The following is a 22,013-nucleotide window of genomic DNA, read 5'->3' as shown; positions in this document are numbered from 1 at the left end:
CAACAAAATATCATTTTACAGATCAGATAGAGCCGTCGTGTACATCTTGTGGTGCTCCTTTCTTACTCGCAAACATGGAATAAAAAATAGACCCCGCGATACAAAGTACAATCAGTCCTAATGAAATAAATACCTGCGTGCTTTTATCAATCCACATATTGATATAGTGTTCTCCGAGCATTTTTATACCAATAATCACCAACACGATAGCAATACCCTGTTGGAGATAGTCGAATTTTGAAACTGCACCTCTTAATAAAAAGAAAAGGGAACGAAGTCCTAAAACAGCGAAAATATTAGAAGTATAGATCACCAGTTTATCTCTTGAAATACCCATAACAGCGGGTATAGAATCCAGTGCAAATACCAGGTCAATAGAAGCCAACAATACCACTACCACAAATAAAGTGGTATATAATGGTTTGCCATTTTCTCTTACTACGTATTTGCCATCGCCGTCATGTGGCGCCAGTGGTAGATAGGTTTTGAGGAAGCGGTATATTTTTGTATCGTGTGGTTCAAACTCTTTATCCTCGTTGGCGGTGAACATTTTATAGCCGGTATACACCAGGAAAACACCAAAAATATACAGTACCCAGTGAAATTGTTCAACCAGTGCCACACCAATTGTAATAAAGATGATCCTGAATACGATTGCCATCAGGATGCCGATCAGTAATACCCTTGAATAAAATTTTTCTTTTACTTTGAAAGAATTAAAAATAAGTATGAATACAAAAATATTATCGATACTCAGGCTCCATTCCATAAGGTAGGCGCTGAGGTATTCCAGTGCCAGTTTCTGGCCTTCTTCTACCCACATAAATACAAAAAAGCCAAGCGCCAGTGTTACCCAAAAGAAAGTTTGTTTGAGGGCCTGTTTAATGGTGATTTGTGCGTTCTTTTTACTTAATAAGCCAAGATCAAATACCAATGCCAGTACCAATACAATTCCAAAAACCAGGTAAACGAGCTGATGAGTTGTCATGTAACAGAATTATGGCGTAAAGATAGCGTTCCGCACAATGGCAGACACTCAAAGACCATATTTCTTTTTTCTTCGCCACTGAAGTATGGCACCGGCTATGGCCAGTAACAAAAGAGGGGCAACAATATTAATAAACTGCCAGGTGTTTTTCTGCAAAGAAATTTTTTCTTTATCAAGCAACCTGAGAACAATTGTTTTATTCCTGCTTTCAAATAAGCCGTTATTACTTACCAGATAATCTACACAGTTCAGGAAAAATTCACGGTTGGCAAATCGGTATCCCTCAAAAGGCAGCTCACCCATTGGTAAAGGACCTGTTGTATTACTTACCGAATTGGTAACAATATCTGCATCTGATACTACTATCTGTTTTCCCGGTTTTACAGCCTGTCTTAAAAAAGGGCGGTTGGTGGTTTTCTGAACAGCATCCATCAAAGCGGCACTGGCTCTGTTGGCAAACAGAGATTGAAAAGCACCTTCCAGCAAAACAGCTACCGGTACAAAACTATTATTGAAACTAAGCAGGTCCTCTTCATTTTTAACACTGTTAATCGATACCATTGCCGGAGAAGAAATGCGACGGCTGTTTGTATCAGATGCCAGTAAAATTGTTTTCTGTATACCCGGTGCTTTCACCGTATCAATACTCGACGGGAAAATGGGTAATACCCTGTCTATATTTTTTGAAATAGGGTTATCAGTCTGCGACGAAAGGAATGGATAATAAGGCCATGGTACCCTCTGCATATTCGGAGACCCGTCTGGATTACGTCCAACCACAATGGGTATTTTAGAGCAGTTCAGGTCTTGCAGCAGGTCGCCGTTAATTCGTACCCCATATTTAAATAACAGGTCATCGATATCAAGTCCACGGTCGAAAGCAGTGTATTCGGCCTGACTTCTCATCAGGCTGTCGAGTTCTGCATGCAGTTTATCAACAAACCAGAGCAGTTTACCGCCATTCATGACGTATTGATCGAGTTTCAGTTTATCTTCTTCTGTAAATGTTTCTGTAGGTTTTACAATAATCATTGCATCTATTAATGCAGGATCGGGATAAGCCTGTTTCAGGTCAAACACGGCAAGTCTGTATTCATTACGAAGGCTTTCGCCCAAATCGTTTACTTTCAGATCAACCGGTTCGCCGTTTCCCACGAGGTAGGCAATGGTGGGTATGGTTTTTCTTGTGAGTTTATCAATGGCATTGGCAAATTTGTATTCCAGCAAAGCTTCTGCAGCATTTCTTGTTGCTTCTTTATCCTCCAATGGCTCTACATCATTCATAATATTGTATTGCCTGAATACTTTTCGGCTGCTGCGGAGATCTACAGCAACGGGCTTTCTGTTGCCATATACCACCAGTGCAGATGGCATTATTAGCTGCGCGGTAGATTTATCGGTACTTGTTATTTCATTCCGTTCAAAAACCACACCGAGCCGTGCAAGACTATCGTATAATATGGCCCGGGCCGTATCGTTGGGAAAATCTTCGCCGGGTTTTTCAAATTTTACCCGAACCAGGTTACCTGAGAGCGATTTAAAATCGTCGAGCAGTTCCTCCGTAGCAACAGATAATTTTTTGTAATCCGCTGGTAGCTCACCGGTAAGAAATACGTGTATTTCAATTGCTGAGTCTATATTCGTCAGCAGTTGTTTTGTGGCATTTGTAAGGCTGTATCTTTTATCAGCAGTAAGATCGGTTCTGAAACCTATACCTGCAGAAAGATAAATGAGTACCAGCAATACAGTAAGTATACCCAGCCAGCCATATTTATGTTGTAATAATTTCTGCATCATTATCTGTTCAACAGGTTTCTTTGGGTGAGGAATAAAAAGAAGCCAATAAGACCTGCGAAATAAATCAGGTCATTGATCCGGATCACTCCCCTGCTGATGCTGCGGTAATGAAAATTGATTCCCAGCATTTCGAGGTAATAGTCTGAGCCGCCACTAAATACAGAAAGTTTGCTTATCGCATCAAACCCGTTATACAGAAGGAAACAAATAAACGCTCCTGCAATAAATGCTACTACTGTATTATTGGTATAACTGCTCGTGCAAATACCAATAGCAGTAAATACAGCTCCTAAAAGTAAAAGTCCGATATAACTACCTACGGTTGCACCTATATCAATTCCACCGGTTACACTCAATGCATGGATGGAGAAAGCATATATAACTGTTGGTAATATGGCGCAGCAAACAATCAGCATGGCGCCAAAAAATTTACCCCAAACCAGTTGACCCGATGTAAGCGGAAGTGTTCTCAATATTTCAAAATTACCCTGACGGTATTCATCCGAAAAACTACGCATGGTAACGGTGGGTACCATGAATAAAAGTATCCACGGTGCAAGGCTGAAAAAGCCGGCCAGACTTGCATATCCGAATTCGAGTATACTGGTGTCGGGAAACACAAATAACACGAGCCCGGTAATAAGCAGAAATACAGCAATGGCAATATAGCCAGTCAGGCTACTGAAAAACTGGTTCCATTCTTTCTTGCAAATGATCCACATAGGGTCAAAACTAAATGTTCTATCGCATACGAATACCGTTCCTGTATATTTTATGTGTTCTTTATGGAATCATCCACAAAACGCATCCCATTTAAAAATACCCGTATGAAATTAAAATTGACACTCCTGTTGATATGCTTATTGGGTGTAGGTTTATTTACCCAGGCACAGCATAAGCCGTCGAAACCCGCTAAAGCTGAAAAAATTGAGGTAGTAGATGGTAGAGATGCTTTACCTGTTACCGTAAAAAGTAACAAAAAATCAAAAGTACCCAAACCACCGCCACCACCCCTGGTTGAGCCGCCCACAGTAATTCGCAAGCCAGAGCAGCCAGCTCCGCCGCCACCTCCTGAAAAAATAAAGATCAAGATGAATAAAAATATTCCACCTCCTCCACCGCCGGCGAAACCAAAAACTCCGGCAAAATCAACTCCACCGGATGCTCCAACAGCACCCGATAGAGTTTAAGCATCTGTTTCTACAAATGCTGGTTTTTGGAAAAGAGGCCCGGTTATGCCGGGTCTCTTAATCTTCCACTCGTTCCTCAAAATCTTTATGATGTTTGATAATTGCCTGGTATTCCTCCTCAAAAGATACCCTTGCATGATGTTTTTCCTGTTGCTCAATATATCGGGTCACCCGCTCAAGTCCTGATCTGTTGACTGATGCCACAAAATAATCTGCCTGCCATACCAGTTGTAAATTTTTGTAATATTCATTGAACCATCTGGCAGATTCTCCCTTTATCAACTTAATTACGCCATCTATCGTTTGTCCCGCTTTTAAACGTACTAGACAATGTAAATGATCCAAATGCCCATTAATCGATACAATATGTATCTTATGTTTGAATGCGTTGCTTTTAATATGCTTTACCAAAACTTCTTTTACAGATGGCAGTAAAATAGGATTTCGATACTTTGTACTCCAGACATAATGCAGATAAACAGTTGAATGTGGCATAAAGAAAAAAATTGCATACAATTTCAAACTTTTTCACTGCGTATTTCTACGGAATCTTGTTGCGGAGCATCTCCTGCGCTTTATTTCTCCCGGACTAAAGTCCGGGGCAGGGTTATTTTGAATTGATTCATTAGGAGGGTTCTTCGTAAACATAGCCCGCTTATCTATCTCTGCCTCGGATTTCAATCCGGGGTAAAATGGATTATTTGAACCCATCTAATTGCAAGGATGCTCGACAAACACAAACCGCTCACCATCATCCCTGCCCCGGATTTCAATCCCGGATAAAAAGAAAGATTGAAATCCAAGGGTAATTGAATTGATTCGTTATTAGGACTCCTCCTAAACACAAGCAACCTTTCCATCCCTGCCCCGGATTTCAATCCGGGATAAAAAATGGGTTATTGGAACCCATAAATTGAAAGGGTGCTCCACAAACACAAACCACTCACCATCCCTGCCCCGGATTTCAATCCGGGATAAAAAAAGACCCGGACTTTCGTCCAGGTCTAAAAAATTTCATTTTTAATTTCATTTACACCGCAAAACTCTCCCCGCATCCACAACTTCTGCTGGCATTGGGATTATTAAAATAAAACCCTTTGCCATTCAATCCGTCAGAGAAATCAAGTTCAGTATTCACGAGGTATAAAAAGCTTTTCAGATCGGTTACCACTTTAACGCCATTATCCTCAAATACCTGATCCATTGGTTTGATCTCGTTATCAAAATCGAGTTTATAACTCAATCCGGAACAGCCACCACCTACAACACCCACTCTCAGAAAATATGAAGCATCTCCTGTTACACCTGCATCTTCCATCAATTGCTGCACTTTCTTTTTTGCCTTATCGCTTACGTATATGCTGTTTTCTGTTGCTACCATTTGGCTAATAGTTAAAATGGTTCATGACATAAGATAACCTTATGCTGATTAGTGTACGCCTTTCTCTTCAAATACCAACTCTTCCAGGCCGTTCTTTTTACGGTAGTCGTTGATAGCGGCTTTAATGGCATCTTCGGCCAGTACAGAACAGTGAATTTTCACCGGAGGAAGATTCAGTTCTTCCACCAGATCCATATTATCAATTTCTACTGCCTGGTCAACCGTTTTACCTTTCAGCCATTCTGTAGCCAGTGATGAAGATGCAATAGCTGATCCGCAACCAAAGGTTTTGAATTTAGCATCGGTAATAACACCTGTTGCATCGTCTACTTCAATCTGAAGACGCATTACATCTCCACATTCTGGTGCACCCACCAGACCGGTTCCTACATTTGTTTTCGCTTTGTCTAGCGTACCCACATTCTTGGGGTTATTGTAATGATCGATTACTTTTTCTGAATATGCCATGGTTGAATCAATTTAAAAATTTGAAAATCTTATCAATTTGGAAATTTGGAAATTTGGAAATTTGAAAATGAAAAGCATATAACCTGCTTCTCATTTCCAAATTTCCAAATCACCTCATTTTCAAATTATCAGTGGTGTGCCCACTCAATGCTGTTGAGGTCAATACCTTCTTTGAACATTTCCCAGAGCGGACTCATTTCTCTCAGTTTTAAAACAGTTTCACTTACCGCTTTAATGGTATAGTCAATCTGTTCTTCTGTGGTAAACCTGCCCAATCCGAAACGCAGCGAACTGTGTGCCAGATCATCTCCCAATCCCAATGCTTTTAATACATAACTTGGCTCGAGTGAAGCAGAGGTACAGGCTGAACCAGATGAAAGGGCAATGTTTTTGTTAAAGCCCATCATCAAACCTTCACCTTCCACATATTTGAATGAAATATTACTTACATGTGGTAAACGATGTTCACGGCTTCCATTTACATATGCTTCTTCAAGTTGTAATAAAGCTGTTTCCAGTTTATCACGCAGTTTACTCAGTCTGGCAGCATCATCGGCCATTTCTAAACGGGCCAGTTCACAGGCTTTACCAAAACCTACAATACCGGGAACATTCAATGTACCACTACGCATACCTCTTTCATGTCCACCACCGTCCATCTGTGCCGTTACTTTTACACGTGGATTTTTTCTGCGTACATACAAGGCACCTACCCCTTTAGGGCCATACATTTTATGACCTGTGAAGGCCATGATATCAATTCCATCTTTGTTCACATCCACGGGTATCTTACCTACTGCCTGTGTGCCATCGGTAAAAAACAGTACGCCATGTTTACGGGCAATAGCGCTGATTTCTTTTACAGGCTGAATTACCCCAATTTCATTATTGGCATACATGAGCGCAATAAGTATGGTAGTGGGTTTGATGGCTGCTTCCAGTTCTTTCAGGTCAACCAATCCTTCAGGATTTACTTCCAGGTAAGTTACTTCACCACCTGAACGCTCAATATGTTTACAGGTATCGAGTACTGCTTTATGTTCTGTGGTACAGGTAATGATATGATTACCCTTACTGGCATACATTTCATATACCCCCTTAATACCCAGGTTATCGCCTTCTGTGGCGCCAGAGGTGAAAATAATTTCTTTCGGATCGGCACCAATCAGTTTGGCCACCTGTTCACGGGCATAATCAACTGCTTCTTCTGCCTGCCATCCGAATGGGTGGTTACGACTTGCTGCATTACCAAAATGCTCGGTAAAATAGGGTATCATCGCTTCCAGCACACGCGGATCCATCGGTGTGGTGGCATTGTTATCAAGGTAAATCGGTAATTTCAACATAGTACACAGAAATTTGCTTGCTTATAAGTACAAAAATACGTCAATCGGTTTATACTTGCGGAACTGAAAACCGCTTCCCACGGCTTTTTTTCACAAATCGAAAGCCTTATTTAAAACAAAGAATTATGTTAAAAGTTGAGCATATTGGCCTTGCCGTCAAAAATTTTGCAGAAGCCATCCCATTATTTGAGCAGTTATTGTCTACACCCTGCTATAAAACCGAGACCGTTGCGTCTGAAAAGGTGAATACCGCTTTTTTTCAGGTGGGCGACACTAAAATAGAGTTGCTGGAAAGTACCGATCCCGAGGGCGTAATTGCCAGGTTCATCGAGAAAAAAGGGGAAGGTATGCACCATATTGCCTTCGAAGTAGCTGATATTGAGGCAGAAATGACACGTTTACAAGCACTTGGCTTCCAATTGCTGAATGAAACACCCAAAAAAGGCGCCGATAATAAACTGGTATGCTTTCTTCACCCAAAAGGAACGAATGGGGTGTTGGTGGAGCTGTGTCAGGAAAGGCGGGAATAAACAGAGAAACAGAGGAATATCCAATTTTCAAACAGGGGAGATTTTCTCCCTTAACATTGAAAATTGGATATTTCTCTGTTCTTCTGTTCTCTATTGCAACCCCAGTTTCTCAACTGCTACCTGAGCAGCAACCTGAGAAGCATCTTTTTTATTGTATCCTTTCCCTATTGATAATAATTCGCCGTCGAGCATAATGTGGATGGTAAAAAGCCGGCGGGAGCCTTCCATTTTTTCATCGGCGAGGTCAAATGAAAGGGTTTTGCCATGTTTACTGGCCCAGCCAATCAGTTTGTTCTTGAGGTTAATATCTACCGATTCCAGATCGTCTACAAACATATGGGGTATCACGATCTGCTTGAGTACCCAATGCTGGGTTTTTTCGTATCCTTTATCGAGATACACGGCACCTACTACAGCTTCGAGTGTATTACCAAAAATCTGGCTTCCTTTCAGCGAACTGTCGAATTTGTTGTAGAAAGTAAGTTTGCGCAATCCCATTTTCAGGGCAATATCATTGAGTTGCTGGCGGTTCACCATTTTGCTGCGCATTTCGGTAAGAAAACCCTCGCCTTTGTATGGATAACGTTTGAAAAGATAATCGGCCACAACAGCACTTAAAACTGCATCGCCGAGGTATTCGAGGCGTTCATTATTTTCTTCTGGAGTGTCTTTTACGGAACGGTGGCTAAGTGCAGTCCGGTAGATAAGCAGGTTACCCGGCTTCAGGCCCAGCACATTTTTCAGTTGGGCTTCAAAAGAGGCGTCGGGTGAGCTGGATGAAAAAAGTCGTTTGAAAAACTGCACAGATTAGGCTGAATATTTTTTTACAATCACACAGGCGTTATGCCCTCCAAAACCAAAGGTATTGCTCAATGCAGCACGTACCGTTCTTTTTTGTGCCTGATTGAAAGTGAAATTCAATTTCGGATCCAGTTCAGGATCATCGGTAAAATGGTTGATGGTAGGCGGAATAATATCGTGAATAACACTCTGGATACAGGCAATGGCTTCAATAACACCCGCAGCTCCCAGGCAATGACCTGTCATTGATTTAGTGGCACTGATATTGAGGTTATAAGCATGGTCGCCAAACACTTCTGTAATGGCTTTTGCCTCGGCGCCATCGCCCAAAGGTGTTGAAGTACCATGTGTATTGATGTAATCAATTTCGTCGGCACGCATGCCTGCATCTTTCAATGCAGCCAGCATTACATTACGTGCACCCAATCCTTCAGGATGTGGTGCTGTAAGGTGATAAGCATCGGCAGTAGCGCCACCGCCTGCTATTTCGCAATAAATTTTCGCGCCACGCCTGATGGCATGTTCATAATCTTCCAGTATTAAAGCTCCTGCTGCTTCCCCCATTACAAAACCATCGCGGTCCTTATCGTAAGGGCGACTGGCCGTTTTGGGATCATCGTTACGTTCGCTCATGGCTTTCATGGCATTAAAACCACCCAAACCAGCTTCACTGATTACCGCTTCGGCACCGCCGGAAACAATGACATCGGCTTTTCCCAAACGGATGGTATCCACAGCACTGATGATAGCATTGGTACTCGATGCACAGGCACTAACCACTGCGTAGTTCGGGCCACGAAAACCGTGGCGCATGGAGATAAGACCAGCAGCAATATCCAGGATCATTTTGGGAATAAAGAATGGATTGAAACGCGGCGTTCCATCCCCTTTGGCAAAGTTGATCACTTCTTCCTGGAAAGTAGTGAGTCCACCAATACCACTGGCGAAGATTACACCTACACGGTCAATATCAACATTGTCTTTGGAGATACCGGCATCGGCTACTGCCATTTCACTGGCAGCAATGGCCAGTTGCGCAAAGCGATCGGTTTTACGGGCTTCTTTACGATCCATGAATTGGGTAGGATCGAAGCCTTTGATCTCACATGCAAAACGGGTTTTGAATTTAGAAGCATCAAATAAAGTAATGTTATCTGCCCCGGGTACACCATTGATCAACGCCGTCCAATAATCTGAGAGGTTATTTCCTAACGGTGTGAGGGTGCCAATTCCGGTTACAACAACGCGCTTTAATTCCATGATCAAAACCTGTTTAAGTGAGCATCCGCCTTTTGTGGCCGAGGCCGCAGAAAGGCGGATGCATAAATTATTCCTTAAATAAAATTAGTTCTTACTTGGCATGTTCTTCCAGGTAAGCAACAGCCTGACCAACAGTGGTGATGGTTTCTGCCTGCTCATCAGGAATAGAGATATTGAATTCTTTTTCGAATTCCATAATCAACTCCACGGTATCCAGTGAATCGGCACCGAGATCGTTGGTAAATGAAGCCTCATTGGTAACCTCGGCCTCGTCAACCCCTAACTTGTCAACTATGATTTTCTTTACTCTTGTTGCGATGTCTGACATTGTAAAAAGTTTTTGTTACAGCCGCAAAAATATACTTTTTGTTAAATAAGCAATCTTTTCGGGCATATTTGTTTCCACAGGCGAAATTGAGCTATTGATGCCCAAACGGGATATGACTGATATGTCCGAAAGACGGAAAGACCGAAAGTCCGAAAGATGGTTGTTTATGGCTTGGTTTTTCATCTTTTTGGGTAATAACAGCCCATTTCCTGCTTTCCGACTTCCGGTCTTTCCGACTTTCGGTCTTATACCAAATATTAAAAATCATTCCTATCTTGTACATCCTTCCCCTCAATTATGGCACTAAAACTCATCGATCACGGCTCCAAAGAGTACCAGCAGATGGTAGAATTACGCTATCAGATACTCCGTAAACCTCTCGGACTCAGTTTTACCATGGAAGAACTGGAGAAAGAGAAAAACGATATCCTTATCGGGTGTTTTGATGAAGAAAAGCTCGAAGGTTGCTGTATGCTGATGGAAGAAGGGGTGAAAACCGTCAGACTAAGACAAATGGCTGTATTATCGGGTCTGCAGGGCAAGGGGATTGGCCGGGTACTGATGATTTTTGCCGAAAACATAGCCCGCGACCGTGGCTACAAACGACTCACCATGCATGCCCGTGGCTCAGCAGTGGGTTTCTACGAAAAGCTGGGATATAATATCTGTAGTGATGAATTCTTTGAAGTAACGATTCCGCATTATGTGATGGAAAAAACGCTTTGAACAGAAGAACAGAGAAACAGAGAAATATCCAATTTCCAAATACCTACTTCGAAGTTGGACATTCGATATTTCTCTGTTCCTCTGTTTACTACCCTCCTATCTTCTTTCTCAACAACCCTCTCAAATCGTGACGGAATTCGTCTCCCATATTTTCTTTGGGAACAAGGAAGAATGATTTGCTGTCGAAATAGAGGTGAAAAAAATGAGGGCTCTCAAAATAACGTGAGAATTTATTCCAGTTCCAGTCTACATAACCACGCTCATTTTCCAGGCGAATGGCCGATTCTGTAAAATCCATGATAAAACTGTCTTTAAAAGTAGCCGCCTTTTTATAAATACTATTGGGAAGAAAATACCAGAAAGAGGCCATGAGCATAATCCAGATAAATGAGCCTAACAGAAATGGTTCAGGTCTTATTTTCTTCATATAAAAAAGAACTGCCGCCGCAATGGCAAATACATTCACCAGTACCATCAATACCCTGATTTCCGGTTTCTGTACAAAGTGATAGCGGAGTGCCTGTATTACTTTCTTTTTTTCGTAGGAGAAGCTGACTTGCATGGAGCAAAGATAGGAGGCAATGTCGGATGTCGGATTGCTGATGTCGGATTTAGTTGGGCGGGATTTTTATTTTCGACCTCGCTTAACAAAATCTTTAATTCCATTACCAGGCTTAGGCATTTTGTTTATTGTAAGCATAATACGTATCTTTGATATAAACACACGTATTATGACAACAAAACTCACCCTTACGGTTGAAAAAGAGGTTATAGAAAGGGCCAAGTCATATGCTAAACTTTCGGGGCGTAGCCTCTCAGAACTTATTGAACAATATCTGGATACCATAACGCAGGAAAAAACCAGTGAGAAAGTTTCTCCAAAACTGAAGAAGCTGATTGGTGCAGTTAAGCTGCCCAAGGATTTTGATGAGAAAAAGGAACTACAGTCCTACCTGTCTAAAAAACACTTATGAGGAAAATTTTTGTAGATACTAATATACTGGTAGACCTTATAGCAGATCGGAAACCATTCAGTAAATATGCCATCGAAATTTTCAACACAGCAGAAACAAAGAAAATCAGATTGTTTACCTCATCTCATTCCCTGGCAACAACTTATTATCTGCTAAAAAAATATGTTGATGATAAAACACTGCGAGAAGTGCTTTTAGGGTTGATTGAGTACATAACAATCATTCCTGTTGATTCAGCCATATTAACAAAGGGTCTTCGTTCGAAACATAAAGACTTTGAAGACTCAATTCAAATTTTTTGTGCAACGACTGTCGAAAAGATAGATTGTATCGTTACGCGAAACGTGAAAGATTTTAAAGGCAGTGAGCTACCGGTTCTTGCACCGGAAGAACTTTGTGCCAAAATTTAAATAGCTTCTATAAAAGACAATCTCTTCCTTTTCTACAGGAGCCTTCTGCGTTACCTGTTACAAAATTACAGATCATTCTACTTTTGTGTTAGCACTTCACATGTCGCGGATCGAATGGCCTAACATTTCCAAAAATCAGGTATAAATACGGTAAAAAAAGTCGATTTGAATGTGAATCTTGCCTGCCTGATTTTTAAATGCGTTTATGGTTTTATACCGAGCTGTTTCCACTGCTGAAAAAGATGATATACAAACCCATAACCATTTCCGCACCCAAATCAATACGCTTGAGGCGAAGCAATTCTTTAGCAGCGAAATAGCTGTAGTAGAATACGTTATAGCTTCTATTAAACGTTGTTTTATACCGCCATACACTCATATATTATCTGTATCAATTGATGATCAGTGCTTTCTGCATGTAACACATCACCAACAAGAATTAGATGGCCATGACGCTATCAGTATTGACCAGCAACATTTACCACATTTCAATAAATTTGTTACCTTCATGGAAGTAAATGTTATCGAGAATTACATATAATATCAAAGCAAAAATTTCTCTTTTACCAACAGATTTGGGTGGAAGACAAAACCCTGTTGCTACAGGTTACAGACCTGCTTTGGCATTTAATACCGCTCAACATTTTTCCGGCGAGATTGAATTGCTCGATCAAAAACAATTAAACCCCGGAGATTCCGGCACAGTATTCATCCGTTTGATTCCTGCCAAACATATCCGTAAAAATCTCAAGTCTAACGATGCTTTTACATTGAATGAAGGAAGCAAGGCTATTGGGTCTGGCATTATTGTAAGTGCAGAGATAGTGAGTAGTGAATAGTCAGTAGTGAGTCAATGATTTTGATTTCAGATATATTTAGTCGTAAGTCAGCATCCCCAATGACTAGACTACATCATGTAAACCATTTCCATGACATCTGAAGAAAGAAAAGCAGCCCTTGAGAAGGAATATAGCATCGTACAGGCTACCCTTGATTACCTGATTAGTCTGCATGGCCGTACCATTGTTTATGATGGCGATGATATGATCGGTTACTATTACAGACAGGAGAAGCTGAAGGCTGAAAAATATTACGAGGAACGAAGACGCAGCAGATTGCAACAACAGCTGAAAAAACTCACCAGATCACTGGAGTTATGCATGGATTTTAACTATGCTGTTTTTATAAAAGAGCAAACTGGACATATCATTGACTTATTCGAGCAACTCGAAAAAAATATTCCTCTGCTTATCCATCAGGATGAAATACTTACCAGAGAAGAATGGGAGCACGCTATCAGAATGAAGGATTTCTGTGAAAAGACCCATGCAGATAAAGCCATTACCCAAAAACTCAATCAGCACATTCAAAGTTATATTGAGAACCACCTTAACGAACTTACCCGCAATAAAAGAAATGAGCGAACAGAAGTGATCAGCAGGACGGCACTTTCGGAAGACATAGAAGTAGTGAACATGAGGATATCAACGGGTCCTAAACCTAAGCATGAGAAAGAATGGGAGATTGTATCACCAGATAAAAAACTAAAACTGCGCATTATCCAATTAGCTTTCAGCAAGCATGCATCTACCTCAGTGAATATTGATTTTCCGAAGACAGAGGGAACTGCTTACTGCGTTAAAGGCATCTATGATATACAGGCTTACTGGAAAGACAATTCAACCATTGTTATTTACATTAACCCTGATCACCAGCCAGTGGTTGCTTACAAAAAGGTTGAAAGTTTTTCAGATTGTATCCATATTGAATATTTAAACGCTGAAGCTCCTCCATCGTTAACTAATTCAGCATAAAATACTACTACGCCCTCTCTGCTGCACAAAGAGGCGACACCTCCTTTCACTTTTCACCTTTCACTTTTCACGTCTCACCTCTCACGTCCTCCCTACACTTTCACCATCTCTCTTCTCTTCCCAATCAGAAAATGCATCACTAACCAACCGGCCAGATAGGCAAATCCGCAGATGAAAAACATGATGTAATAGGCTATTTCAATTTTATCAATACTGCGGTAATAGACAAACATATTTTTCTGTACAAACAGCGATAAGAGAATACCGCCAAGCGATCCAAACATACCACCAATACCGGTAATGGATGCAATGGCTTTTTTAGGAAACACATCACTTACTGTGGTAAAAATATTGGCGCTCCAGGCCTGGTGTGCAGCAGCAGCTAACCCAATAATCATTACTGCCAGCCACATATTTATGCTGCCCAGCAATTGTGCAAATACGATTGGCAATACACAGAAGGCAAAAATGAGCATGGATGTTTTTCTGGCCTTGTGAACGGTCCATCCGTTTTTGATGAATTTAAGGGGTATCCAGCCTCCCAGTATACTTCCCACTGTAGAAATGGTATATACCAATGCTACGGGTATGGCTATTGCTGTTTTGGTTAAACCATACTCTCCTTCCAGAAAATCGGGTAACCAGAATAAATAAAACCACCAGATAGGATCAGTTAAGAGTTTACCAATGGCAAAAGCCCAGGTTTGTCTGAAGCCAAGGAGTTTAAACCAGGATATTTTTTCAGCAGGCGTATCATCTGTTTCCTGTACTTCATCTTTATCGCTATGAATATAATCGAACTCTGCTTTTGACAATTTCTTATGCCTGCGTGGCACTTCATACAGGAGGAACCAGAAAATAAGCCAGATGAATCCGATCATACCGGTTAAAATAAATGCCCATTTCCAACCCCATTCTGCCGCAATAAAGGGAACAGTCAATGGTGCAATAATGGCACCAAAATTGGCGCCTGAATTAAATATTCCGGTTGCCAGGGCTCTTTCTTTTTTAGGAAACCATTCTGCCACACTTTTAATGGCTGCAGGAAAATTACCCGCTTCCGTAACTCCCAGAAATGAACGCACTACTGCAAAACTGAATACGCTTGATGCAAAAGCATGACATACCGCAGCGAGGCTCCACAAACCAGTCGCCAACGCATAACCAATTTTAGTGCCCAGTTTATCAATCAATCTTCCCGCACCCAGCATACCAAAAGCATAAAACAGCTTAAAAGCTATTTCAATATTGGCGTAGTCGGCATCATCCCATTTTAATTCTGCTGACAGGGTCGATTTTAACAGACTGATGACCTGCCTATCGAGGTAGTTGATGGTGGTGGCAAAGAAGATGAGTGAACAGATTGTCCACCTGTACTTTCCTATGGCTGCATTCATGGTTATCGTTTAATGCGTTGAATGATATTCAGTACCGTTTTTGTTTGTTCGCAAATCGTAGTATAATCTTTCTGTTCCAGTAAATTTTTTGTAATGAGTTTGCTTCCCATACCCACTGCTTTCACTCCCGCACTAAACCATGCCTGTATATTGGCTTCTTCTAACTCTACCCCACCTGTTGGCATGAATGCAATTGCCGGAAACAATTCTTTTATCGCTGATACGAAACCCGGGCCTAATAAATTACCCGGAAACAGTTTTACAAATTTTGCACCCAGTTGTTCTGCCATCATAATCTCTGTAGAAGTCATACAACCCGGCACCCACAATTTGCCCCTGCCATGAACATAATGAGCTACTTCAGGTATCATACCCGGACATATAATAAAATCGGCCCCTGCATCTAAGAATGCCTGAGCGTGTGCCACTGTTTTTATAGTACCAATACCCAGGAGCATACCCGGCATTACTGTATCTCTTTGTGCAAGCAGGTGTTTAAAATTAGCCAGTGCATTTTCGCCACGATTGGTGTATTCAATTACCCGAATACCGGCTGCATATAATGCTTTGGCTACTTCGAGTGTAACCGTTGCCTCTTCATGATAATACAAAGGCAACATGCCTTGTGTGGTAATAGACTGTATAATTGCCTGGTTATCCATTTTGTGTAATTATATTTTTAATAGCAGCAACAGTGTTTGAAGTAGTATCTCCCTTCTCCTGCAACTTACCGAATGCAGCCGCAGCAGCATAATTTATTGTTTCTTCATTTGAATAACCACTCAATGCAGAATGAATCAATCCCGCCATAAAACAATCACCGCTACCCACTTTGTCTATAACAGTAGCTGTTCTGAATGTTTTTGACACTGTCTGTGTGGTTGTATCATTAAATACCGCAAAATACCTGATGCCTTTCCCTTCATCAAACCGAAAAGTATTGGCTACGGCGGTGCAGGCCGGGTATTGTTGCATAATGTTATTGGCTGTTTTCATTGCATGTTCAGCATATTGCTCCGATTCAATCAGGTCTTTATCCAGCTCTATCCCCAATAAGGTATTGGCTGCCCAGATATTACCCATTACCAGATTACAATAAGGCAGTAAAGTCTTCATTACTTCTTTTGGGTCTTTTCCATACTTCCATAACAAAGCACGATAGTTGAGATCAACAGAAATTTTTATCCCTTTCGAGCTCGCCGCCTTTAATGCTTCCAAACAAAGAGCCGCTCCTGATTCACTTACTGCCGGCGCTATAGCACTGAAATGTAACCATTGAACATCCTGCAATACCTCATTCCAATTCACTACTCCTGTTTCCAGTGTGGCAAATGAAGAACCTGCCCTGTCAAAAACAGTTCCCGCGTTCTTCATATCTGTTCCCTGCTGCAGGTAATACAATCCGATCCTGTTACCTGAATAATGTATGGCTGATGTATCAATATTTTTTTTGGAGAGATATGCAGCAATATCTTTCGATAAAACATTGTCGGGCATTGCCGTAAAATATTTTACCGGATGCTGCCATACAGCCAGTGCTGTGGCGGCATTGAGCTCTGCGCCACCCATAAAAACAGGCAACTGGTTTTGCTCTAGCCACTGCCCGTTTGCAGCGGGTGATAAACGAAGTAATATTTCCCCAAAACACAATACTTTCTTCATAGAGTTATCTTCTTACCTGATCTCAGCAATAGCCACCGGATCCATATCAGTAAATGTATAATTCTCTCCTGCCATCCCCCAAATAAATCCATAATTGGATGAACCCGCTCCAAAATGCATTGACCAGGGTGGTGAGATGACTGCTTCATGGTTAGCCATCAGTATATGTCTCGTCTCTGTTGGTTGTCCCATAAAATGAAAAACCCGGTGCTGTTCAGGCACATCAAAATAAAAATACACTTCCATTCTACGGGTATGGGTATGTGGCGGAACAGAGTTCCATACACTTCCATTATTCAATACTGTTAGTCCCATCACCAGCTGGCAACTTTGAATACCTCCCTGGTGTATGTATTTATAAATAGTTCTTTGATTGGATGTAGCCACTTCTCCCAAATTCACCGGCGATGCTTCTTCTTTGGTCATACTTCGGTTAGGATATGTATGATGCGCTGGTGCCGATAATAAAAAGAAGATGGCGGGTGCTGTCGCATTATTGCTGGCAAAACTTACTGCGCTGGTACCCTTGCCAAGATACAACGCATCGAGTTTATTCAACGTATAAGTTACACCATCAGCTATAACCGATCCCGGACCGCCGGTATTGATGATACCCAGTTCTCTTCTTTCCAGAAAATATTCTGCCCGTAATTCTGCTTCATTATGCAGCAACACAGGCTGATGAATTGGCTTTACACCACCAATAATTACGCGGTCATAATGCGAGTACACCAATTTAAGCTGGTCATCCTGCATCAATTCCCCCACATGAAAATTGGTCCGCAGTGAAGCAGTATCCATGCTTTTCACTTCATTCGGACTGTTCTGAAACCGTATTTCCATTGTTCTTTAATTTAGTGTTGCGAAAAAATTCGCGTGAATGGTCAATCGTGAATAGTGAATATTCTTTTGACCCATCCTTCTTATTATTAACCATTCACCCTACAAATCAGACATCAGACATCAAAAAATCACCTCCCCATCCATCCGCCGTCTACTGTTACAATCGTTCCGTTTACATAGTCAGATGCAGATGATGCCAAAAACACTGCAGGTCCTTTAAAATCTTCGGGTTGCCCCCATCTTCCTGCCGGTATTCTTGCCATGATAGAAGCACTTCTTTCTGCATCTTCTCTCAATGCCTCCGTATTATCTGTTGCAATATAACCAGGTGCTATACCATTTACCTGTATGCCTTTAGCCGCCCATTCATTGGCCAGCGCTTTAATCAAACTACTCAATGCTCCTTTGCTCGCTGCATAACCGGGTACATTAATACCTCCCTGGAAACTCAGCAATGAGCAGGTAAAAATAATTTTACCACTCCCTCTTGTCAGCATCTGTTTACCAATTTCTCTGGCAAGAATAAAAGGCGCATCCAGGTTAATAGACATTACTTTATCCCAATATTCATCCGGATGTTCTGCAGCAGGTTTTCGCATAATTGTGCCTGCATTATTGATCAGGATGTCGATGCTTGGATGAATGGACTGGATGGTTGCTAAAAAGGCATAGATACTCTCCCGGTTAGATAGATCGGCCTGATAGGCTGTGAATGTTCTGCCTAATGCTTTTACTTCTTTTTCAATTTCACTTCCTTCCAATTCGATGGAACCTGATACACCAATAATATCTGCTCCGGCTTCTGCCAAGCCCAATGCCATCCCCTTACCGATGCCTTTATTGCATCCGGTAACCAGTGCCAGTTTGCCGGTAAGATCAAATACATTCATATCAGAAAATATATTTCGTACTCAGAAAATTAGATTCATGTGTGGTAACAATATCATTGATGAGTTGCCTGTTTTCTTCCGTTAACTTGGCAGCTACCAATGACCGGATAGAGAATGATCGCAATGCATCCACCACCGATAAAGTTCCTTCCGCACTGTCTTTTCTTCCTGTAAAAGGAAACACATCAGGACCACGCTGACACTGACAATTTATATTTACCCTGCTCACCTGATTCACCAATGGATCAATCAGTGAAGCCAGTTCTGTTTTATCATTACTAAACAAACTTACTTGCTGGCCATGTGTTGAATCTATCAGGTATTGTATAGGCTCATCAATATCATCAAAAGGTATCACAGGAATCAATGGGCCAAACTGTTCTTCCCGGTAGAGTTTCATTTTTTCATTTACCGGATACAAAACGGCCGGATACACAAATGACTCATATTGGGCTCCTCCATTTTCATTCATCACTTTTGCGCCGTGTTGCAAAGCATCTTCTATACAAACCCGTAAATAAGCAGGTTTATGTGGCTCGGGTAAAGGTGTTAACATTACACCGCTTTCCCAGGGCATACCAAATTTCAGTTTGCCCACTGCTTCACTTAATTGTCTGATGAATTCCTCTGCCAGACTATGATGTACAAATACAATTTTCAAAGCGGTACATCGCTGTCCGTTAAAGCTAAGACTTCCCAGCAAAGTTTCCTGCACTGCCAGTTTTAAATCGGCATTTTTAGTAATTACGGCTGCATTTTTAGCATCCAGTCCTAATATGGCTCTCAACCTGTTTACTTTAGGATGCAGCTTCTTTAATTCATTGGCTACTTTACTTGAACCAATTAATGTAAGTACGTTTACTTTACCCGACTGCATCAGGCCTGGCACAATGGTATGGCCACGTCCGTAAATGGTATTTACCACTCCCTTGGGGAAACACTCTTTAAATGCCTGAAGTAATGGATAATGCAATAAAGTTCCGTGTTTCGGAGGTTTGAATAATAAAGTATTCCCCATGATGATGGCGGGAATGAGCGTAGTAAAAGTTTCATTCAATGGGTAATTGAATGGGCCCATACACAACACCACACCCAGAGGTGAGCGGCGGATCTGTGCCGCAATGCCCTGTTCAATGGTAAAACGGGATGAATCTCTGTCAAGGTCTTTTAGTGCATCTATTGTTGCATACACATACTCAACAGTGCGATCAAATTCTTTTACCGAGTCGCTCCAGGATTTACCGATTTCCCACATGATGAGCTTTACTACTATATCTTTCTGCTCCATCATGCGTTGTAAGAAATGCTCAACACATTCAATACGTTGTGCTACACTCATGGTTGGCCATTGACCACGACCATTATTATAGGCATGAACGGCAGCTGCTAATGCTTCATTGGCTTGCTCTTCGCCACATACGGGATAAGTGCCGATGAGTTTACGTTGTAATCCATTCGGAGTTTGAATACAAATCGGAGAATATACTTCATGTACACTTCCATTCCATTGTTTCATTTCACCGTCTGATAAATATTCACGCTGGTGTATTTCATCAGGGAGGATGTATTGTTGAGGGATGTCTTTCTCCTCAACAAATAGTTGATGTAGTCTTGTCTGAAAATCCATTCGATTGTTGCTTGCTTTAAGGAAAAAAATACTTCTGTGTTTCTCTGTGTCTTCAGGGGCAATCAATAAAAGATAATATTGCCACTGAAAACACAATCCGAAGGGACTCCTATGGAGAAGAACACAGAAGATTTTGTTTAGATGGCTTGCGGAGTAATACCCTGCCAGCCAAAATATTGTTGTGCATTACGGTAACAGATGTCTTTAATCACTTTTCCTACCCAGTCCATATCAGCGGGTATCTCACCATTCTCTATTTCTTCTCCAAATAAATTACAGAGTAATCTCCTGAAGTATTCATGTCTTGGAAACGAAAGGAAACTACGCGAATCAGTCAGCATACCCACAAAACGACTCAACAGCCCCATATTCGACAGCGCATTCATTTGTTTTACCATTCCATCTTTCTGGTCAAGGAACCACCATGCTGCACCAAACTGTATTTTACCTGCTGCTGAACCATCATTGAAATTACCAATCATGGTAGCCATCAGTTCGTTATCGGCTGGGTTCAGGTTATAGATGATGGTTTTGGCCAGTTTGTTATCGCTATCGAGTTTATTCAGGAAAGATGCGAGTGGGCGACCCTGTGAAAAATCGCCGATAGAATCCCAACCTGTGTCGGGCCCAAGCTGCTGTAGCATCCGGGAATTATTGTTTCTCAAAGCACCCAGGTGAAACTGTTGTACCCAGCCTTTCTCCCAGTCCCATTCTGCAAAATGTACCAGCATGGCCGATTTAAATTTTCGCTGTTCCGACTCATTCAATTGTTTACCACTGTGTATTTTATTAAAGATGCTGTTGATCTCTGAACCGGTAAAATCTTCCGCATATATTTCTTCGAGTCCATGATCCGATACATTACAACCGGCTGCTGCAAAATAATCATGCCTGTTTTGTAAGGCATAGAGAAAATCATCGAAGGAAGAAACAGAAATACCTGTTACTGCTTCAAGCTGGCTGATATAATGATTAAATCTGTCGGCATCAGCCACATTCATTGCCTGATCTGGACGAAATGCAGGCAGGATAGGTATTTCAAAGCCATCTGCCTTTAACCTGGCATGGTGTTCCAAAGAGTCAACAGGATCGTCAGTGGTGCAAACAATGGCTACATTCATTTTCCGCAACAGATTACGAACAGTAAAATCTTTTGTCTGCAGTAGTGCGGTACACTGATCGTAAACGGCATCTGCATTCTTTTCATTCAACACCTCTTTCACACCAAAATAACGCTGCAGTTCAAGGTGCGTCCAATGATACAGGGGGTTACGTAAGGTATAAGGAACCGTACCAGCCCATTGTTGAAATTTTTCTCTGTCGCCTGCATTACCTGTGCAGAATTTTTCTTCTACGCCGTTGGTACGCATGGCACGCCATTTATAATGATCGCCATACAACCACGCTTCCGTAATATTTTTAAACTGTTTGTCTTCTGCAATCTGTTGTGGAGAGAGATGACAGTGATAATCGATAACAGGCATATGTTTGGCATAGCCGTGGTATAATTCCTGTGCCGTTTTGTTGTTCAGCAAAAAATTTTCATCTAAAAATTGTTTCATAAACTTGCTTCCTTATTAG

Annotated in this window: 26 protein-coding genes; 8 read left to right on the top strand and 18 right to left on the bottom strand. The window is 41.5% G+C overall.

The genetic code is table 11. The annotated features are described in order from the left end of the window. Window positions 1–22: 22 nt before the first annotated feature. Genes KXJ59_RS06175 through KXJ59_RS06165 form a run of 3 tightly spaced genes read right to left on the bottom strand, consistent with a single transcriptional unit; the run spans window position 23 to window position 3,507 of the window. The gene (locus KXJ59_RS06175; RefSeq protein WP_295202190.1) at window positions 23–988 is read right to left on the bottom strand and encodes a TerC/Alx family metal homeostasis membrane protein; all 966 of its coding nucleotides are present in this window, start codon (window positions 986–988) and stop codon (window positions 23–25) included. A gap of 48 nt (window positions 989–1,036) precedes the next feature. Then, window positions 1,037–2,785, bottom strand: a complete 1,749-nt coding sequence (gene gldG / locus KXJ59_RS06170) for a gliding motility-associated ABC transporter substrate-binding protein GldG (RefSeq protein ID WP_295202188.1) — start codon at window positions 2,783–2,785, stop codon at window positions 1,037–1,039. Beyond that, the gene (locus KXJ59_RS06165) at window positions 2,785–3,507 is read right to left on the bottom strand and encodes an ABC transporter permease subunit (protein ID WP_295202186.1); all 723 of its coding nucleotides are present in this window, start codon (window positions 3,505–3,507) and stop codon (window positions 2,785–2,787) included. Before KXJ59_RS06165 ends, gldG begins: the two co-directional genes overlap by 1 nt. Window positions 3,508–3,612: 105 nt before the next feature. Here KXJ59_RS06165 and KXJ59_RS06160 point away from each other — a divergent pair, with 105 nt between their 5' ends. Then, window positions 3,613–3,975: a hypothetical protein gene (locus tag KXJ59_RS06160; protein WP_295202184.1), complete on the top strand. Its 363-nt coding sequence runs from the start codon at window positions 3,613–3,615 to the stop codon at window positions 3,973–3,975. 57 nt (window positions 3,976–4,032) lie between these two features. On the opposite strand, the gene tnpA is transcribed toward KXJ59_RS06160, so the two are convergent. From tnpA to KXJ59_RS06140, 4 genes are all read right to left on the bottom strand, one after another. Continuing rightward, window positions 4,033–4,470 carry an IS200/IS605 family transposase gene (gene tnpA / locus KXJ59_RS06155; protein WP_295202183.1) on the bottom strand — a complete coding sequence of 146 codons (438 nt, stop codon included), beginning with the start codon at window positions 4,468–4,470 and terminating at the stop codon, window positions 4,033–4,035. Window positions 4,471–5,005: 535 nt separating this feature from the next. Further along, on the bottom strand, window positions 5,006–5,356 hold the full coding sequence (locus tag KXJ59_RS06150; RefSeq protein WP_295202181.1) for an iron-sulfur cluster assembly accessory protein: 351 nt from the start codon (window positions 5,354–5,356) through the stop codon (window positions 5,006–5,008). A gap of 48 nt (window positions 5,357–5,404) precedes the next feature. Next, on the bottom strand, window positions 5,405–5,824 hold the full coding sequence (gene iscU, locus KXJ59_RS06145; protein WP_295202179.1) for a Fe-S cluster assembly scaffold IscU: 420 nt from the start codon (window positions 5,822–5,824) through the stop codon (window positions 5,405–5,407). A 128-nt stretch (window positions 5,825–5,952) separates the two neighbouring features. Further along, on the bottom strand, window positions 5,953–7,167 hold the full coding sequence (locus tag KXJ59_RS06140; protein WP_363265749.1) for an IscS subfamily cysteine desulfurase: 1,215 nt from the start codon (window positions 7,165–7,167) through the stop codon (window positions 5,953–5,955). Window positions 7,168–7,295: 128 nt separating this feature from the next. Here KXJ59_RS06140 and mce point away from each other — a divergent pair, with 128 nt between their 5' ends. Next, window positions 7,296–7,700 (top strand): methylmalonyl-CoA epimerase, encoded by a 405-nt coding sequence (gene mce, locus KXJ59_RS06135; RefSeq protein ID WP_295202176.1) that lies wholly within the window; start codon window positions 7,296–7,298, stop codon window positions 7,698–7,700. Window positions 7,701–7,790: 90 nt separating this feature from the next. Here the strand turns inward: mce and rnc are convergent, their stop codons facing one another. The 3 genes from rnc to KXJ59_RS06120 form a co-directional block, all read right to left on the bottom strand. Beyond that, the gene (gene rnc, locus KXJ59_RS06130) at window positions 7,791–8,504 is read right to left on the bottom strand and encodes a ribonuclease III (protein ID WP_295202174.1); all 714 of its coding nucleotides are present in this window, start codon (window positions 8,502–8,504) and stop codon (window positions 7,791–7,793) included. 3 nt (window positions 8,505–8,507) lie between these two features. Beyond that, window positions 8,508–9,761 (bottom strand): beta-ketoacyl-ACP synthase II, encoded by a 1,254-nt coding sequence (gene fabF / locus KXJ59_RS06125; protein WP_295202173.1) that lies wholly within the window; start codon window positions 9,759–9,761, stop codon window positions 8,508–8,510. A 91-nt stretch (window positions 9,762–9,852) separates the two neighbouring features. Further along, window positions 9,853–10,089 carry an acyl carrier protein gene (locus tag KXJ59_RS06120; protein WP_026751146.1) on the bottom strand — a complete coding sequence of 79 codons (237 nt, stop codon included), beginning with the start codon at window positions 10,087–10,089 and terminating at the stop codon, window positions 9,853–9,855. 297 nt (window positions 10,090–10,386) lie between these two features. Here KXJ59_RS06120 and KXJ59_RS06115 point away from each other — a divergent pair, with 297 nt between their 5' ends. Beyond that, complete coding sequence (locus tag KXJ59_RS06115; protein ID WP_295202172.1) at window positions 10,387–10,815, top strand: GNAT family N-acetyltransferase; 429 nt, start codon at window positions 10,387–10,389, stop codon at window positions 10,813–10,815. A gap of 88 nt (window positions 10,816–10,903) precedes the next feature. Here KXJ59_RS06115 and KXJ59_RS06110 read toward each other — a convergent pair whose 3' ends face one another. Next, on the bottom strand, window positions 10,904–11,377 hold the full coding sequence (locus tag KXJ59_RS06110) for a YcxB family protein (RefSeq protein ID WP_295202170.1): 474 nt from the start codon (window positions 11,375–11,377) through the stop codon (window positions 10,904–10,906). A gap of 169 nt (window positions 11,378–11,546) precedes the next feature. Between KXJ59_RS06110 and KXJ59_RS06105 the strand changes: the two genes are divergently transcribed. From KXJ59_RS06105 to KXJ59_RS06085, 5 genes are all read left to right on the top strand, one after another. Next, window positions 11,547–11,789 (top strand): DUF6364 family protein, encoded by a 243-nt coding sequence (locus tag KXJ59_RS06105; RefSeq protein ID WP_295202169.1) that lies wholly within the window; start codon window positions 11,547–11,549, stop codon window positions 11,787–11,789. Further along, window positions 11,786–12,199, top strand: coding sequence for a PIN domain-containing protein (locus tag KXJ59_RS06100; protein WP_295202168.1), 414 nt, complete (start codon window positions 11,786–11,788; stop codon window positions 12,197–12,199). The genes KXJ59_RS06105 and KXJ59_RS06100 overlap by 4 nt, the downstream gene beginning before the upstream one ends. Before the next feature lie 205 nt (window positions 12,200–12,404). Further along, complete coding sequence (locus KXJ59_RS06095; RefSeq protein WP_295202166.1) at window positions 12,405–12,740, top strand: hypothetical protein; 336 nt, start codon at window positions 12,405–12,407, stop codon at window positions 12,738–12,740. Next, window positions 12,718–13,038 (top strand): hypothetical protein, encoded by a 321-nt coding sequence (locus KXJ59_RS06090; RefSeq protein WP_295202164.1) that lies wholly within the window; start codon window positions 12,718–12,720, stop codon window positions 13,036–13,038. Before KXJ59_RS06095 ends, KXJ59_RS06090 begins: the two co-directional genes overlap by 23 nt. Before the next feature lie 90 nt (window positions 13,039–13,128). Beyond that, window positions 13,129–14,013: a hypothetical protein gene (locus KXJ59_RS06085; RefSeq protein ID WP_295202162.1), complete on the top strand. Its 885-nt coding sequence runs from the start codon at window positions 13,129–13,131 to the stop codon at window positions 14,011–14,013. Between the two features lie 92 nt (window positions 14,014–14,105). Here the strand turns inward: KXJ59_RS06085 and KXJ59_RS06080 are convergent, their stop codons facing one another. The 7 genes from KXJ59_RS06080 to uxaC form a co-directional block, all read right to left on the bottom strand. Beyond that, window positions 14,106–15,410 carry an MFS transporter gene (locus KXJ59_RS06080; RefSeq protein ID WP_295202161.1) on the bottom strand — a complete coding sequence of 435 codons (1,305 nt, stop codon included), beginning with the start codon at window positions 15,408–15,410 and terminating at the stop codon, window positions 14,106–14,108. Window positions 15,411–15,412: 2 nt separating this feature from the next. Continuing rightward, on the bottom strand, window positions 15,413–16,072 hold the full coding sequence (locus KXJ59_RS06075; RefSeq protein WP_295202159.1) for a bifunctional 4-hydroxy-2-oxoglutarate aldolase/2-dehydro-3-deoxy-phosphogluconate aldolase: 660 nt from the start codon (window positions 16,070–16,072) through the stop codon (window positions 15,413–15,415). Then, window positions 16,065–17,072, bottom strand: a complete 1,008-nt coding sequence (locus tag KXJ59_RS06070; RefSeq protein WP_295202158.1) for a sugar kinase — start codon at window positions 17,070–17,072, stop codon at window positions 16,065–16,067. Before KXJ59_RS06070 ends, KXJ59_RS06075 begins: the two co-directional genes overlap by 8 nt. A gap of 12 nt (window positions 17,073–17,084) precedes the next feature. Beyond that, complete coding sequence (gene kduI / locus KXJ59_RS06065) at window positions 17,085–17,915, bottom strand: 5-dehydro-4-deoxy-D-glucuronate isomerase (RefSeq protein ID WP_295202156.1); 831 nt, start codon at window positions 17,913–17,915, stop codon at window positions 17,085–17,087. A 128-nt stretch (window positions 17,916–18,043) separates the two neighbouring features. Beyond that, the gene (locus KXJ59_RS06060; protein WP_295202154.1) at window positions 18,044–18,805 is read right to left on the bottom strand and encodes an SDR family oxidoreductase; all 762 of its coding nucleotides are present in this window, start codon (window positions 18,803–18,805) and stop codon (window positions 18,044–18,046) included. Between the two features lies 1 nt (window position 18,806). Beyond that, entirely contained in the window at window positions 18,807–20,432 is a 1,626-nt protein-coding gene (locus KXJ59_RS06055; RefSeq protein ID WP_295202152.1) for an NADP-dependent glyceraldehyde-3-phosphate dehydrogenase, read from the bottom strand. 137 nt (window positions 20,433–20,569) lie between these two features. Further along, window positions 20,570–21,994, bottom strand: coding sequence for a glucuronate isomerase (gene uxaC, locus KXJ59_RS06050; protein WP_295202150.1), 1,425 nt, complete (start codon window positions 21,992–21,994; stop codon window positions 20,570–20,572). Window positions 21,995–22,013: the final 19 nt, after the last annotated feature.

The organism is Sediminibacterium sp. (assembly GCF_019264485.1).
Lineage (GTDB): Bacteria > Bacteroidota > Bacteroidia > Chitinophagales > Chitinophagaceae > Sediminibacterium.
This window is presented reverse-complemented; position numbering and strand designations above follow the sequence as displayed.

Excerpts from the sequence above, each read along its gene's own strand:
- KXJ59_RS06175 (WP_295202190.1), bottom strand. The coding sequence starts at position 988 with ATGACAACTCATCAGCTCGTTTACCTGGTTTTTGGAATTGTATTGGTA.
- kduI (WP_295202156.1), bottom strand. The coding sequence starts at position 17,915 with ATGGAAATACGGTTTCAGAACAGTCCGAATGAAGTGAAAAGCATGGAT.
- KXJ59_RS06160 (WP_295202184.1), top strand. The coding sequence starts at position 3,613 with ATGAAATTAAAATTGACACTCCTGTTGATATGCTTATTGGGTGTAGGT.
- tnpA (WP_295202183.1), bottom strand. The coding sequence starts at position 4,470 with ATGCCACATTCAACTGTTTATCTGCATTATGTCTGGAGTACAAAGTAT.
- KXJ59_RS06095 (WP_295202166.1), top strand. The coding sequence starts at position 12,405 with ATGGTTTTATACCGAGCTGTTTCCACTGCTGAAAAAGATGATATACAA.
- KXJ59_RS06115 (WP_295202172.1), top strand. The coding sequence starts at position 10,387 with ATGGCACTAAAACTCATCGATCACGGCTCCAAAGAGTACCAGCAGATG.
- KXJ59_RS06150 (WP_295202181.1), bottom strand. The coding sequence starts at position 5,356 with ATGGTAGCAACAGAAAACAGCATATACGTAAGCGATAAGGCAAAAAAG.
- mce (WP_295202176.1), top strand. The coding sequence starts at position 7,296 with ATGTTAAAAGTTGAGCATATTGGCCTTGCCGTCAAAAATTTTGCAGAA.
- gldG (WP_295202188.1), bottom strand. The coding sequence starts at position 2,785 with ATGATGCAGAAATTATTACAACATAAATATGGCTGGCTGGGTATACTT.
- KXJ59_RS06165 (WP_295202186.1), bottom strand. The coding sequence starts at position 3,507 with ATGTGGATCATTTGCAAGAAAGAATGGAACCAGTTTTTCAGTAGCCTG.
- KXJ59_RS06085 (WP_295202162.1), top strand. The coding sequence starts at position 13,129 with ATGACATCTGAAGAAAGAAAAGCAGCCCTTGAGAAGGAATATAGCATC.
- KXJ59_RS06105 (WP_295202169.1), top strand. The coding sequence starts at position 11,547 with ATGACAACAAAACTCACCCTTACGGTTGAAAAAGAGGTTATAGAAAGG.
- uxaC (WP_295202150.1), bottom strand. The coding sequence starts at position 21,994 with ATGAAACAATTTTTAGATGAAAATTTTTTGCTGAACAACAAAACGGCA.
- KXJ59_RS06110 (WP_295202170.1), bottom strand. The coding sequence starts at position 11,377 with ATGCAAGTCAGCTTCTCCTACGAAAAAAAGAAAGTAATACAGGCACTC.
- KXJ59_RS06075 (WP_295202159.1), bottom strand. The coding sequence starts at position 16,072 with ATGGATAACCAGGCAATTATACAGTCTATTACCACACAAGGCATGTTG.
- KXJ59_RS06120 (WP_026751146.1), bottom strand. The coding sequence starts at position 10,089 with ATGTCAGACATCGCAACAAGAGTAAAGAAAATCATAGTTGACAAGTTA.
- fabF (WP_295202173.1), bottom strand. The coding sequence starts at position 9,761 with ATGGAATTAAAGCGCGTTGTTGTAACCGGAATTGGCACCCTCACACCG.
- KXJ59_RS06070 (WP_295202158.1), bottom strand. The coding sequence starts at position 17,072 with ATGAAGAAAGTATTGTGTTTTGGGGAAATATTACTTCGTTTATCACCC.
- KXJ59_RS06090 (WP_295202164.1), top strand. The coding sequence starts at position 12,718 with ATGTTATCGAGAATTACATATAATATCAAAGCAAAAATTTCTCTTTTA.
- iscU (WP_295202179.1), bottom strand. The coding sequence starts at position 5,824 with ATGGCATATTCAGAAAAAGTAATCGATCATTACAATAACCCCAAGAAT.
- KXJ59_RS06080 (WP_295202161.1), bottom strand. The coding sequence starts at position 15,410 with ATGAATGCAGCCATAGGAAAGTACAGGTGGACAATCTGTTCACTCATC.
- KXJ59_RS06060 (WP_295202154.1), bottom strand. The coding sequence starts at position 18,805 with ATGAATGTATTTGATCTTACCGGCAAACTGGCACTGGTTACCGGATGC.
- KXJ59_RS06100 (WP_295202168.1), top strand. The coding sequence starts at position 11,786 with ATGAGGAAAATTTTTGTAGATACTAATATACTGGTAGACCTTATAGCA.
- KXJ59_RS06055 (WP_295202152.1), bottom strand. The coding sequence starts at position 20,432 with ATGGATTTTCAGACAAGACTACATCAACTATTTGTTGAGGAGAAAGAC.